The sequence below is a fragment of the Priestia flexa NBRC 15715 genome, from assembly GCF_001591565.1.
GTDB lineage: Bacteria > Bacillota > Bacilli > Bacillales > Bacillaceae_H > Priestia > Priestia flexa.
Genome location: NZ_BCVD01000028.1, coordinates 21,911 through 35,333, shown reverse-complemented (window position 1 = coordinate 35,333; position 13,423 = coordinate 21,911). Strand labels below are relative to the sequence as shown.

Below are 13,423 nucleotides of genomic sequence, written 5' to 3'. Positions count from 1 at the left end.
TGTCTCAGTCTCTTTTTACTATTCTTTGTTTGCAACACCTGCATCTGCAAATGTAGCCATCTCTTTAATCATCAAAGACGCTGAATGAAGAAGTGGAAACGCGATAGCTGCGCCACTTCCTTCACCAAGACGCATCTGTAAATTTAATAATGGTTCTTTTTTTAAAATGGACAGAGCGAATCGATGACCTGGCTCAACAGATTGATGGCTTGCAAACATATAGTCGGAAGCTAATTCATTCATTTGGACAGCAAACACAGCCGCTGTAGTACAAATAAACCCGTCCACAATGATTGGTATTCGGTATGAAGCTGCTGCAAGCATTGCGCCAACCATTCCTGCAATCTCAAGTCCTCCAAAAGCTGACAAAATGTCAATCGGATCTTTTACATCATATTGTCTATCTGCTAATGCTTGCTCAATTCTTTCTATTTTATGCTTTAGTTGTTGAGAAGTGATTCCTGTACCGCTGCCGACTAGCTCTTCTACTTTATGATTTGTTAAAGCAGCTAGTAGAGCTGTGCTAGAAGTAGTATTGCCAATTCCCATTTCTCCAACAATTAAGCACTTTATTCCTTTGTTAATTAGGCTTGTTGCTTCATTTATACCTATTTCAATCGCTTGTTCAACTTCATTTCTCGTCATTGCATGTTCATTGCAAAAATTGCGCGTACCCATTCTGACTTTTCGGCACGAAAGTTCACTGTGTTGAACAGTAGTGGCAATTCCAATATCCACAAGTTGAAATTGAGCTCCAATTTGCTTACTAAATACGTTAATAGCTGCGCCACCTTCTAAGAAATTAAGCGCCATTTGAGCAGTTACGCTTTTTGGGAAAGCTGATACCCCTTCTTCAACAACCCCATGATCTGCTGCAAATACCAGTACTCCAGGTGGTGTAACGGTTGGAAAAATCTCTTGTGTAATGCCAGCCAAATTAATTGCTAGCTCTTCTAACCTTCCTAAACTTCCTTGAGGCTTTGTTAGCGTGTCTATATACTTTGCTGCTGCTTCTGCAGCTTTAACATCTAGAGGTTGAATCTGTATGCTTGTCAAATTGTTGTACACTCCTTATTTTTTCTATATTCCTTACTTTATCAAATACTAAATTAGATTGGCTATATTTTTTACATGCCACTTGTTACAATGCGGCTACTTCACTCTTTTTATAAGTAGTTAACGTATATAAACTCTTGTTTCAACACAATTTATAGAAAAGGCTAAATGTGAAAGGAAGAAAAATGTGAAAGAACAACTCTCCTCTTTTGTTAAACAGCTTAAAGATTCAGTTACTAACGCTGCTAATGAGATTCAACAGAAAGCAAAGATTATGTTATCCCCTGATTGTGCCACTGTTTTTGAGTTATATGAGTGGGTAAAAGAGCATTCTGAAACCCGTATTCAAAAACAATCGCTGCTTAACTTCAGTTATTGTTTTTATTCACTTAAGCTGGACGATGCCAGTTATTATATGGAAACAAAAGATAGCTATCTGCTGTACATGTCGATACAGCAATCCACAGGAGATTCTTTTACTTACAACTCTTACAAGAATTCCATCCATGATAAAATTAGCATTCCGTTTCCCTCAAATCAAAAAAGCACGATTTCCTAAACGAAATCGTGCTTTTTCACTCATAACTGTTATTTACCTTTGCGAACTTTAAAAAGAAAGAAAGCAACGAGAAACCCGCCAATCGCGGTTAACAGTTTCCACATATGTACAATTGGATTGCTCTTCAATTCGTAAGTTTCTCCTTTCCTTTCATAACAACTAACGTACAACTTTATGCATTTCCATACTATACCATAATTTGTTTATAAATTGCAATAAACGATTACTTTTCATAGTGTAGCCATCTTGATTTTTCTCCGCCCATTTTCTCATAAAAATTCTGAGCAACTTCATTATCAACAGCTGTTTCCCAGGATAACCCCACTAAATCATTTTCTTTTACGTATGTTTCACATGCTTGAAATAATTTTTCTCCTACTTTATTTCCGCGATTCATTGGCAATACGTATAGATCGTTTAAAATAGCTGTTCTCTTTAGCTTTAATGTACTGAAGGTTACATAAATGGTTGCAAAACCAAGCAAGCGATTTTGTTCTTCAGCTACGTATTGAACTCCTTTTGATGAATCGGCTAATAATAACTCAAGATGAGAAACTATCTCTTTTCGTGGCGGTTCCGGCTGATGGTAAAAATCAACAATGTATTCTTTCATCAGTGTTGCTAGTCGTTCAACATCCTTTTCAACTGCACATCTAATAACAACCATATGCTCACTCCTCTAGTTAAACTGTATGAAAATTCAACTATTTATTATAGCATAAATTGGATATTTCACAGAACAACCTATTAGATTAATAATCTCTCGAAAGAAAGGCATACGCTGGACAAACTTCCCATATATTATCAATGTACTAGCTTTTTGACAATTAATGAATAACTTTTTATATAGGGTGAGGACTATTTTTACTCGAGCAATCGTCATTTTTTGTGGTAGTTTATTAATCGGCTTAGGACTTAATGGGTTTATTGCACCCCATCATTTATTGGATGGTGGACTTATCGGCTTGGGCTTAGTTATTTATTACATGATTGGCTTGCCAATCGGCATATCCATTTTATTAGTTAATATACCTGTTTTTATTTACGCATTTTTTTACCATCGCAAACATTTTTTCTATGGCAGCATTGGGTTACTCTTTTCTTTTTTTATGACAGAAAAGCTAAACGTTATTGGTGGGAGTATGGAAATACCTTTACTGTTTAGTTCCATAATTGGAGGCGTGCTAACTGGTATGGGAATCGGTTTAATGCTTCGATATGAAGTTAGCTCAGATGGTCTTGATCTTATCGCTTTAATTATTTCAGCAAAGTGGCCGATTAATATTGGTCTTGTTATTTTTCTATTGGACAGCTTAATTATGCTTATCGGCTTACATATCGTGGGTTTTACAGCTTTTTGCTACTCAATGATTGTCATCATGATGAGCAGCTTTATGATTATTACTTTCACTTCAAAGAAATGGATACCATAATAAAAAAAGCGCCATATCCAGGCGCTTTACATATTACCAACGTACATATCTAAATGATGGGGAAGAACCGAAATTGTTGCGGGCGTAGTTGTTTCTTTTTCACCATCACAATCTACAGTCTTCTGTGGAGTAGCGTCAATTGTTACTCGTTTTGTCTTAAAATGTAACAGCTGACTTGTTGGGTCCATTTGCTCTTCTCCAGGCGCTGTTTGAAGCCATTTGATGAGAGGCTCAAAAGCCATTTGTTTGACCACATATACATCTAAAAGCCCATCTTGAAACGAACAATTTCCTAAAACAGCTCGGTTTCCACCAAGGAAAGGACCGTTGCCAATCAAAACCATTACTGCTTCACCCTCATAAGTCGTTTCATCGCTATCAACTTCTACCTCAAAAGGTTCTACTTGGCTAATCGTTCTCCCCACACTCATATAATATGAGAGCTTACCAAACTTTTCTTTCCCATCTTCTAAAATGTTCTCAGAAACGTCTGCTACAAGGCCGATTCCCCAGAAGTTTAAAAAGTATTGTTGATTATGCTTGCCAACATCAACTGCAATTTTCTTTTGTGCAATAATTTGCTCTACTGCTTTCAATGGATTTTGATTCATGCCAATTGCACGAGAGAAATCATTACATGTTCCTCCTGGAAGAATTGCGAAAACGGGGCATTGTTCAAGCGGTGCAATGGCATTCACAAGCTCATAGATGGTTCCGTCTCCCCCAGCTCCAATAATGACATCCACATCAGAAGCGATTTCTTTTACAATTTCACTTCCATGACCTGGAGCCTCGGTTTCGTATAACTTCACCTCTGAAAAGGCTGTTTTCAATCTATCACAAATAAGTTCAATCGACTCAATTAATTTTTTATTACCTGCGTTTGAGTTTAAGATAACAGCTACTTTCATGTTTGTCTCTCCTATACATTACGTTTATTTGTCAATGTTCCCCTATTTTTATTAAGTTGAAACATGAACTTTTTCTGATGTGAATTTTGAACGTTTTATGACACTCTGTAAAATAAAATATTCTTCTTCTAAAAGCTGATATAATATCTTCCTAGAGTATGGCATTATTTGAAGGAGATGAAGCACGTTATGTCAATTAAATATATGACTCAGCTATTTGCAGCTTGTTTCATATTTCTTTTATCAACGGCAGCAACATGGTATGAGGGATCCAATTTGACTGATGATTCGTTTGAATGGACAGATTCAGCAAAATATACCTCGATTGCTACTACTCCTATTACCTCTGGATACGATATTTCACAGGTGGACTATTTTATCTATGCAGCTAAACTTTATCCATTTTTCCCTATAATGATGCTTATAAGCGGCTTGTACTTACTTATTCTCCTTCTCGTTGCTGCTTTTAAGAATCGTTATTCATATATGAGTTTTTGTTTATTTATGCTAGCAACTCTGCTTTTTTTGCTAGGTTATAAACTATCGGCAAGTCCGTCTATTGGAGGGCTAGCTCTCATGAAAACGTGCTTAACCACCGGTTCTTTCGTGCTGATTTTTAGCTTTTATTATGGTTTAAAATTTATCAGAAACCATAAGATTCCATTCTTATCATCATAATTATTTATCTATTATTAAATAAATTAAAAGCACAAGGGTTTACTTGTATGTAACTGACCCTTGTGCTTTTTTATAGTACAATTTGAAAATATTTTTTTAGCTCTTTCCTAAACTGATCATCCGATATAATAGGTGTTTTCACTTTCTCTAATCCTTTTGTAATTTTTAATGTATTAGATGATAATGAAACTTTACCATCTTCAGTCGCTACGCTACAAAGCTTCTTTTGGCGAAAAAATGAAGTTGGATCGTGCTCATAATATCGGCAGGCAGTATAAAAATCATCTAGTTTTCTTGATTGAAGAGAAAATTTAAAAAGATCCTGCCAATCACTATTTTTTTCTTGAACAATCCATTCGTCATGACGGTTTAACACTCGGTATTCACCATTATTGTCCTTATATGTATGCCGGTCCTCAATTAGTAAAGGTTCAAAAAAGCCCCCTCCAATTCCTATATCGGCTAAGTAACTTTTCGCATCTACCTCTACGCATAGCGCTAGATGCGTACAGTCTTTGTTCCAGCTCTCTTGCGTTTCATTCCAAAATGCCGCTGATATCAACGTTACTTTAAATCCAAGCTGTGTTAAGATTGCGTACAATAAGCTGTTTGTTTCAAAGCATAGACCGCCGCGTTTGTTTCGTACAACTTTATCAAACACATGCTCTGGGTTCATTGATAAAGGCTTATTTAAGTGAATATCAAGATTTTCAAATGGAATTGTTAGAACAGATTGCTTATGTATATGCTTTAATAATGATGTTTGATCTGTTTGTAGATGTGCTTGAATGTGTTGTAAAAATTGTTGAATATGAACCATTTTTTCTCCTCCCTTATTTTCTACTTAAATACCTTTGAATACGTTCTGCCACCTGTTGATAAAAGCTAAGGTCATGAGGAACTAGTTTTTTGTAGGTAATGTCTCCTTTAAAGGTCAATTTCATATCGTCTTTGCATGTGAATCCTTCTGCACGTGATGCTTGTCCAATTGGTTGATGGTTTTCATCAAATACCTTTAACATTTCATTTTCCATAACGACGCTCCTTTATTTATGTTCATAAAAAAGCACTACACTGGTATAATCTTACACCATTGTAGCGCCGATGAACATTATTATACTCTAATTATTTCGAGAAAAAATCATGTTTAACAGCTAACGGAGGCTGCTCAAGCCAGCCTTTTTTGATACTGATTTTCACACCATCAAGCGCAAACTTTACTGTTTCAAGCAATAGTCGACCGAAGTCAATTGTAATGTCTTTGCGAGCAACTTTTGAAAGGGCTGTTCCATAATTAGAAAGTCCATTTGTACTTGAAATGCCTGTGTGATAAATCATTAAAAATATTAATGATTAAAATAAAATAACAGTATTTCACTAATAGTTAAATCTCCTTTATGCTCAAAGAAGTACGAATCATATTGGAGTTGAAAAACATGAATACGAATAATGGTATTAAAAATGAACGTGGTTTAGCATATAGTGGTGGTCTTGCTTTTACCTTTGCTGTGGCGCTAGGAGGGTATTTTCTTGCATCTCTCTCAATTTTTAAAATGATAGGCCCCCTTGCTTGTGCACTCTTAATTGCAATTATTTATCGAAATTACATTGGGTACCCGACTCAACTTGAGCCAGGAATTAAATTTGCATCTACAGCTCTACTTCGTGGAGCTATTATCTTGTATGGTCTTCAGCTTCAGATTGATCAAATATTTGCTGTGGGTATCGGTATTTTTTTTAAAGATGCATTGGTTATTATCTTTTCGATTACGTGTATGGTCCTGGTTGGAAAATGGCTAAAAGCAGACTTGGCCATTTTATTGTTGCTTGATGTAGGAACAGGCATATGCGGAGCAGCCGCTATCGGAGCCATTTCTCCTATTATAAAATCAAAAGAAGAAGACATCGCAATAAGCATCGGAATTATTGCGCTAATTGGAAGTGTTTTTTCCATTGTCTACCCTTTTCTTCAGTCAGCTTTACATCTTTCTTCTTAAGATTACGGAATATGATCTGGCATGAGTCTACATGAAATTGCTCATGTAACCCTCGCTGCTATGCCTGCAGGCCAAGAATCTCTATCCCTTGCTATTATAGCCAAGCTGGGCAGAGTCGTATGGTTAATTCCAATTAGCTTTTTGTTTGTTTTACTTATGAAAAAGAAAGAAAAACAAGGGACACCAACAGCTATCAAATTCCCATGGTTTTTAGTGGGTTTTCTTTTAATGAGCATTTTCAACAGCTATATTTTGGGAAGATATATACACATTCCTAATACAATAATGAGTAGCACCCCTGTCTTAACTACGTTCATTTTAACAATGGCAATGGTTGGTTTAGGTTTAAACGTTAACATTAAAACGCTATGCTCTAAATCTGTTCGGCCAATACTAGCAATTATCATTACTTCGTTGCTACTATCAACTATTACCCTAGTGATCATTTAATTCACAAAAAAAGAAGCGAATCCTTCAACATCCACTTCTTTTTGATTCGAGTGTTTATTGTTTTTGTTCCACTGGCGTATAGCCGATATAAGATGACTGCGGACGATAAATACGATTATCTTCTGACTGCTCAAGTACGTGTGCAGTCCATCCTACCAGTCGACTTGCCGTAAAAGTGGGTGTGAACAAATCTGCTGGAAGCTCCACTGCTTTCATAACAGCTGCAGCAAAATATTCTACATTCGTGTAAATTTTTCTTCCTGGCTTATATTCATTTAACAGTCGAATGGTTGTATCTTCAATTTTTACAATGAAATCAAACCATTCGTTATCATCTGATATTTGCTTTGAAACCTCTTTTAAAGCTTCTGCTCTTGGATCATGTGTTCTGTACACGCGATGTCCAAATCCCATAATTTTCTCTTTGTTCTCAAGCTTCTGTCGCACCCAAGGCTCAATGTTTTCTGCAGAGCCAATTTCTTGGAACATGCTAATAACACCAGAAGGAGCACCTCCATGTAAAGGTCCTTTCATTGCACCAATCGCTCCGCAAATCGCAGAGACCATGTCTGATTCAGTTGACGCTACCACGCGCGAAGAAAACGTTGATGCGTTCATACCATGCTCAATAGTAAGTACAAAATATGCGCTCAATGCTTTAACTAAGCTTGAATCCGGTACTTCTCCTGTGATCATATACAGATAGTTAGCCACGTGATCTAGATTCTCATTCGGCTCAACAACTTCTAAACCATTCATTTTACGATACCAATAAGCAATAATAGTTGGCGCAATTGCCGTTAATGCAACCGCTTGATTTTTTGTAGGCGGCCAACTGTAAGATGGATCGCCAAGTGCTGAAATGCATGTACGAAGAGCACTCATGACTTCTGTATCTCTCGGTAAACAATCCATTAGCGCTACAATATTTTTTGGTAATACGCGATGTGCTTTCATCTCTTCTTTAAATTCATTAAGCTGTTCATGATTTGGTAACTGTCCGTTCCAAATCAAGTAAGCTACTTCTTCAAATGTATAGTTAATCGCTAAATCTTTCGCCCAGTATCCACGGTAAATCAGCTGACCTTTATCTCCATCAACGTGCCCAACTTTTGTTTCAGCCGCTACAATTCCTTCTAAACCTTTTACATATGTCATTATGACCACTCTCCCCTTTTTATTTTCTCTTTATTTATGAGGTGTTCTTGTAGTCTGATAAATTTCATCTTTCTATTTTATTCTTCTTCTTTATATGTAAGAACAAATCAATGGCGATGTGTGAGGAACAACTATTATTATTTCTGTAAATTGAAGGTTCTAAAAACGGTATTTCTGAGGGTATAACCATTAATGATAACGCTTACAACATTGTGTTCTTATACAAAATAAGAAGGGTTATTCTTGTAAAAAAGATGAATTATCATTCAGTTTCCTTATGTAAGAGTTTACATTTTATTGAAACATAAGTAAAATAGATAAATAGAATAAATAGTATGAAAACAAAGAATATTAGTGAGGGGCTTGCTTATGGACATTCGTGAACTGCAACACTTTATGGAAGTTGTGAACCAAAAGAGTTTTACCAAGGCTGCATATGCTATTCATTTATCTCAACCTGCTTTGAGTAAAATTGTGAAAAAGCTTGAAGAAGAGTTGGGCGTCGATTTATTTGATCGCTCGACTCGCAAACTGACTCTTACAGATGCAGGTCAAGTTGTATATAATCAAAGCCAAAAATTAGTTTCAACATTACATGAGCTTCATGCTCTATTAGATGATCTTAGACACTTACCAACTGGTGAAATTAAAATCGGCATACCACCTTTAATTGGTACCATTGTTTTTCCAATGATTGCAAAAAAATTTACTAAAAAGCATCCACAAGTAACACTAGAGCTCGTGGAATTAGGCGCTAAGCGTATTGTTGAACTTGTTGAGTCTGAACAGGTAGACCTTGGGATTATTGTACTTCCAGTCCAAAACCCAATGTTTCATATTTATCCATTTGTACAAGAAGAGTTTAACTTATATATTCACCATAAACATCCACTTGCTCAAAAGCAGATCGTATCTCTATCGGAATTAAAAGAAGAACCTTTCATCTTATTTAGCAAAGATTTCTCGCTTCACGACCGTATTATTCATGAATGTATTGAAGCTGGCTTCCAGCCGAAAATTGCCTATGAAAGCTCACAGTGGGATCTTATCATTGAACTCGTAGCTTCTGAACTCGGGATTGCTATTTTGCCAAAATCGGTTTATCCGAAGATTAATAATCCTTTAATACGTAGCATTCCCATTTCTTCTCCAACACCGATGTGGGAGTTAGGTATTATTTTAAAGAAAGAACGCTATATGTCATTTGCTACGCGAGAGCTTCTTAGCTTCTTAGTAGATGAAGAAATTATCCTACCGTCCCATATGATGAAAAAAGAAGAAGCTCAAAATTTTCCTACTCCGTAATTTATTAGAAATAAGAATGGTTTACGTTAAATAAAAAAATGGTATAGAACAAAACGTCATGATTTCTTCTCAAAGATGATTCATCACGTTTCTACAATAGTTAAGTTATAAGAATAAGTTCGAAACCAACAAAAGATATCCGAACTATCAAAAGAAGTTAACTTTCGACGGTTCGGATATCTTGTTGACTTAAATACTTATTTTCCAGTTCTTTTATATAAACACATTCTTATATAAGACCATAAAAAAACACCTTCAATGTAAGAGAAGATGTTAGGAATCGTCTGTACTTGTTTCTTTATAAATTTTGTGCAACATGCGATTAACAAGGACCATGCATACTCCTGCAAGTGCGAAAAGTGCGAACCATTCTTCCATTATCATAACTTTTCCTCCTTTGAAAATCGACTTAGTATATTGTCTTACAAGATAATTCGAACAAGTATCCTGTAAGACAATAATAGCAATTGATACCTAAATTGTAAATAGTATGCGCTTACATTTTTAAAATTTTCCGTCTATTCAATGATTAGTGATGACTTCTACTGGTCCATGGTCGTCACAGTGACCATCATGCACATGATGTAGCCTTCCATTTACTAAATAGTCCATATGATCTCCATGGGGTACCATCTCATGGCCACAATCCTCTTCATAATTACATCCACACTCTATTAGCTGACATGCATCACGGTTGGTTTCATTTACCGGAATTACACACTCGTCCCAATGGTCATTATGTTTATGGTGTAGGTGACCGTTATGAACATAATCAATATGACCATCATGCATAATTTTCGTATGTCCACATGCTAGGCTATGCTCATGTTTATGTAAACCGCTATGTTCTTTATGCTCCATTTTTCCACCTTCCTACTCTATCTTTATTATGCACATTCCCCTATTTAAAAATCAGCGGAATATTTTAAAGAACAAAAAAAGCTGTGCAGTCGCACAGCTTTTTTACCCAGTCGTCTTTTACGATATACTCTGTTCTTAAATATTTTTTGGCTTTTTCTTTGCTGAACGTATCAACAACATCTAAGAAGTTATCGACCGGCGCAAAAGTGGTCATCGCTAGCTTGGAGCAATTTAAAATTTTAAAATTTCGGTCCACAGTAAAATATGGCACAGGAGCACTTTTAAGCATCGACATGTATGTCCATCCCTTTTTTATAACGTAATAACCATTCATTTAGTTCGTTTAAACTTGGCATTTGTTTTGCTTTTTCAAGTATAGTACTTGCAACGTGATTTGTCGCAATGAGTCTTCCACCAACTAAAGTAATTGGTTTTGGGTTTAAATCTTCTAACATATTTATATATTGCGGAAGCGGATCTAAATGATACGAAATGCTAGCGGATAATGCTACGATATCAGGCTGCCAGTCCTTTGCCATAACCTCCGCTGCTTCCTTTGGCAAGTCTGCTCCTAAAAACCGCGTATCGAATCCATGTTCTTCAAATAGAAGCGAGACCATCTTTAATCCAATAAAATGCTGTTCTTCTTCTAAACAAAACAACATCACTTTTCCGTACTCTTTTTTGCTTTCACTTGTCATTTCTTTATAAAATCCATAGCGTGTTAATACATAATCACAGGTTGTAGTCGCTACATGCTCGTCTGCAACCGTAACGATATTCTTTTCCCAAAGCGTGCCAATATAGTACATAGCAGGCGTCAAAAGACTTTCATAAATATCTAAGCTACTTGCTCCTTTTTGTAAAGCTTCTTCTACTATATCCCACGCACTATCTTGATTTCCTGAAAGTAACTGATTAACTAACCTCAAGGTTTGAGATTTCAATGTTTCTCACCTCAGTCCATCATTTATCACTTTTTACCAATTAAAATAAGAAAGCGAGAAAGCCTAAAGAACTTTCTCGCTAAAGGTTGTATCTTTCTATTTAAAAGTTTTAATTTTATTCAACCTTATCATATAAATATAAGGCCAACAACTGAAACTAGTGTATTTATGGACAAATAGTATAAACCTCCCTATTTATTTACCTTAACTTATCTATATTCCCTGTTTCCTTCAATTTACTCTTTATTTTGATTAATTTCACACTATCTTTTATTTTTGGTCAAAACATGCATAACTTGGTTCATTCGCGGGTATCAAAAAGATATAAGATTCAAATACACTATCAGGAGGTTGTTATTATGTCATTTATTTGGATGCTTATTGTAGGTGGACTTATTGGTTGGTTAGCTGGTATCATTACTGGAAAAGGTGTCCCAGGAGGGATTATCGGTAACATTATCGCTGGTTTTATCGGAGCTTGGTTAGGTGGACTTATTTTTGGAAACTGGGGTCCTGAGATGGGCGGATTCGCCATTGTACCTGCCATTATTGGTTCAATCATTTTAGTATTAATCGTAAGTTTCGTTATGAGAAAAATGCGTAGAAACCACGCTTAACATTGAAAAACGCTGCTTTGTAAAGCAGCGTTTTTTTCGTGAGTCAAAATATTTGAATCAAAAATACCCTTCTTGTTACACTGAGTCTATCCTTACTTAAAAGGACTGCATACAAAGACTGGTTTTGAAGGAGATGAACGAATAATGACTCGCTATTCTAAGCTATTTGAACAAACACAATTAGAAGGTCTACAATTGAAAACAAAAACTGCAATGGCTCCAATGACACGTTGCTTTGCAGATGATGAAACAGGTGTTGTAAATACAGAAATTGCTGAGTACTATCGTCGTCGCGCTAAAGACGGCATCGGCCTCATTATCTCAGAAGGTGTTGTCATTAGTGATCGCGCAAAAGGAAATCCAGGTGTTCCAGGAATCTATACGCAAGAGCAAATTGAAGCTTGGAAAGAAGTAACCAATGCCGTTCACGACGAAGGCGGTACAATTATTGCGCAAATTTGGCATGTAGGGCGTTTAAGTCACCATGAATTAATTAAAGGCCAACAGCCTCAAGCTCCTTCTGCCATCGCTGCAGCTGGTCAAGTTCCTCGCTTCCGTAAACCTTATGAAATACCAGAAGAAATGACAAAAGCAGATATTAAAGAAGTTGTTGCTCAATATGCTCAAGTTGCTAAAAATGCCCTTGAAGCTGGATTTGACGGTGTTGAAATTCACGGTGCACACGGCTACTTAATTGATCAGTTTAACTCTGAGTTTTCAAACAAGCGCACAGATGAATACGGTGGAGATTTAAAACAACGATTAACATTCATGAAAGAAGTCATTTCTGCCGTGATTAATGCAATTGGTGCAGAACGTGTTATAATTCGTTTTTCTCCGCATAAGGTCGATGCGCCTGAATACAGATGGGATGATGCTGAAAAAGCAATTCAAACCTATGTTGAAGCATTTAAAGAAGTTGGCGTGAAAATAATTCACCCTTCAATGCTTAACTTTTACGAAGATGTAAAAGACGGTAAGAACCTTTATGAAATTGTTCGAAACTACTGGAGCGGCCCTATTATCGGAGTTGGTGATTTAACACCAGAATCTGCAGAACGTGCTCTAGAAGCTGGCTGGATTGACGTAGCCGCTATTGGACGCCCACTTATTTCAAACCCTGACTATTTACATCGTATTCAACAAGGTGAGCCTCTTGTAGAGTACGATGCTGCGACACACTTACCAAAACTAATTTAATAATCGTAAAAGAGCGGCCTATAGCCGCTCTTTTTTTGTTAGACTCCTCCCTTTTCTATTCTCTCTTGTTGTTGAAAAACATATTGAATGACTCTACTATAAGATTTTAGAGCTATAAGCACCTTTTTAGCAGTAGTATTTCCCATCTTGCTATTTACAGGGTTATTTACTAGCTCTCCTAAAGAGTTTGAAGTAAAAAATAACAGCGCTGAAAAAGAGCAAGATTCAAAGCGTGAGCTTCAATAATAAAG

At 36.3% G+C, this 13,423-nt stretch carries 15 protein-coding genes and 2 pseudogenes; 7 read left to right on the top strand and 10 right to left on the bottom strand.

What is annotated here, in order from left to right:
- Window positions 1-18: 18 nt before the first annotated feature.
- On the bottom strand, window positions 19-1,056 hold the full coding sequence (cobT, locus tag BFL01S_RS07110) for a nicotinate-nucleotide--dimethylbenzimidazole phosphoribosyltransferase (protein ID WP_025909984.1): 1,038 nt from the start codon (window positions 1,054-1,056) through the stop codon (window positions 19-21).
- A 187-nt stretch (window positions 1,057-1,243) separates the two neighbouring features.
- Between cobT and BFL01S_RS07105 the strand changes: the two genes are divergently transcribed.
- Entirely contained in the window at window positions 1,244-1,615 is a 372-nt protein-coding gene (locus tag BFL01S_RS07105; RefSeq protein WP_061785297.1) for a protein kinase family protein, read from the top strand.
- A gap of 223 nt (window positions 1,616-1,838) precedes the next feature.
- Here the strand turns inward: BFL01S_RS07105 and BFL01S_RS07100 are convergent, their stop codons facing one another.
- On the bottom strand, window positions 1,839-2,282 hold the full coding sequence (locus BFL01S_RS07100; RefSeq protein ID WP_025909982.1) for a GNAT family N-acetyltransferase: 444 nt from the start codon (window positions 2,280-2,282) through the stop codon (window positions 1,839-1,841).
- A 184-nt stretch (window positions 2,283-2,466) separates the two neighbouring features.
- On the opposite strand from BFL01S_RS07100, the gene BFL01S_RS07095 reads away from it, so the two are divergent.
- Complete coding sequence (locus BFL01S_RS07095; protein WP_235859205.1) at window positions 2,467-3,048, top strand: YitT family protein; 582 nt, start codon at window positions 2,467-2,469, stop codon at window positions 3,046-3,048.
- Between the two features lie 26 nt (window positions 3,049-3,074).
- Here the strand turns inward: BFL01S_RS07095 and BFL01S_RS07090 are convergent, their stop codons facing one another.
- Window positions 3,075-3,959, bottom strand: coding sequence for a diacylglycerol/lipid kinase family protein (locus BFL01S_RS07090; RefSeq protein WP_061785295.1), 885 nt, complete (start codon window positions 3,957-3,959; stop codon window positions 3,075-3,077).
- 189 nt (window positions 3,960-4,148) lie between these two features.
- Here BFL01S_RS07090 and BFL01S_RS07085 point away from each other — a divergent pair, with 189 nt between their 5' ends.
- Window positions 4,149-4,637: a DUF4306 domain-containing protein gene (locus BFL01S_RS07085; RefSeq protein ID WP_061785294.1), complete on the top strand. Its 489-nt coding sequence runs from the start codon at window positions 4,149-4,151 to the stop codon at window positions 4,635-4,637.
- Window positions 4,638-4,707: 70 nt separating this feature from the next.
- On the opposite strand, the gene BFL01S_RS07080 is transcribed toward BFL01S_RS07085, so the two are convergent.
- The 3 genes from BFL01S_RS07080 to BFL01S_RS07070 form a co-directional block, all read right to left on the bottom strand.
- Window positions 4,708-5,457 carry an arylamine N-acetyltransferase family protein gene (locus BFL01S_RS07080; RefSeq protein WP_061785293.1) on the bottom strand — a complete coding sequence of 250 codons (750 nt, stop codon included), beginning with the start codon at window positions 5,455-5,457 and terminating at the stop codon, window positions 4,708-4,710.
- A 13-nt stretch (window positions 5,458-5,470) separates the two neighbouring features.
- A complete protein-coding gene (locus tag BFL01S_RS07075) occupies window positions 5,471-5,671 on the bottom strand; it encodes a hypothetical protein (protein WP_061785292.1) in 201 nt (66 codons plus the stop codon).
- A 91-nt stretch (window positions 5,672-5,762) separates the two neighbouring features.
- Complete coding sequence (locus BFL01S_RS07070) at window positions 5,763-5,975, bottom strand: DUF3231 family protein (RefSeq protein ID WP_025909976.1); 213 nt, start codon at window positions 5,973-5,975, stop codon at window positions 5,763-5,765.
- A gap of 59 nt (window positions 5,976-6,034) precedes the next feature.
- On the opposite strand from BFL01S_RS07070, the pseudogene BFL01S_RS07065 reads away from it, so the two are divergent.
- Window positions 6,035-7,084 (top strand): annotated as a pseudogene (locus tag BFL01S_RS07065) (YeiH family protein).
- 54 nt (window positions 7,085-7,138) lie between these two features.
- On the opposite strand, the gene BFL01S_RS07060 reads toward BFL01S_RS07065, so the two are convergent.
- Window positions 7,139-8,242: a citrate synthase/methylcitrate synthase gene (locus BFL01S_RS07060; RefSeq protein ID WP_025909974.1), complete on the bottom strand. Its 1,104-nt coding sequence runs from the start codon at window positions 8,240-8,242 to the stop codon at window positions 7,139-7,141.
- 369 nt (window positions 8,243-8,611) lie between these two features.
- On the opposite strand from BFL01S_RS07060, the gene BFL01S_RS07055 reads away from it, so the two are divergent.
- The gene (locus BFL01S_RS07055) at window positions 8,612-9,547 is read left to right on the top strand and encodes a LysR family transcriptional regulator (RefSeq protein ID WP_061785291.1); all 936 of its coding nucleotides are present in this window, start codon (window positions 8,612-8,614) and stop codon (window positions 9,545-9,547) included.
- 522 nt (window positions 9,548-10,069) lie between these two features.
- On the opposite strand, the gene BFL01S_RS07050 is transcribed toward BFL01S_RS07055, so the two are convergent.
- From BFL01S_RS07050 to BFL01S_RS07040, 3 genes are all read right to left on the bottom strand, one after another.
- A complete protein-coding gene (locus BFL01S_RS07050) occupies window positions 10,070-10,408 on the bottom strand; it encodes a hypothetical protein (protein WP_061785290.1) in 339 nt (112 codons plus the stop codon).
- Window positions 10,409-10,472: 64 nt separating this feature from the next.
- Window positions 10,473-10,703, bottom strand: a complete 231-nt coding sequence (locus BFL01S_RS07045; protein WP_061785289.1) for a hypothetical protein — start codon at window positions 10,701-10,703, stop codon at window positions 10,473-10,475.
- Entirely contained in the window at window positions 10,690-11,355 is a 666-nt protein-coding gene (locus BFL01S_RS07040; RefSeq protein WP_061785288.1) for a cobalamin B12-binding domain-containing protein, read from the bottom strand. Before BFL01S_RS07040 ends, BFL01S_RS07045 begins: the two co-directional genes overlap by 14 nt.
- 359 nt (window positions 11,356-11,714) lie before the next feature.
- Here BFL01S_RS07040 and BFL01S_RS07035 point away from each other — a divergent pair, with 359 nt between their 5' ends.
- Window positions 11,715-11,972 (top strand): GlsB/YeaQ/YmgE family stress response membrane protein, encoded by a 258-nt coding sequence (locus BFL01S_RS07035; protein WP_061785287.1) that lies wholly within the window; start codon window positions 11,715-11,717, stop codon window positions 11,970-11,972.
- Between the two features lie 156 nt (window positions 11,973-12,128).
- Window positions 12,129-13,172: pseudogene (locus BFL01S_RS07030) on the top strand (alkene reductase); the annotation flags it as partial.
- Between the last annotated feature and the right edge of the window lie 251 nt (window positions 13,173-13,423).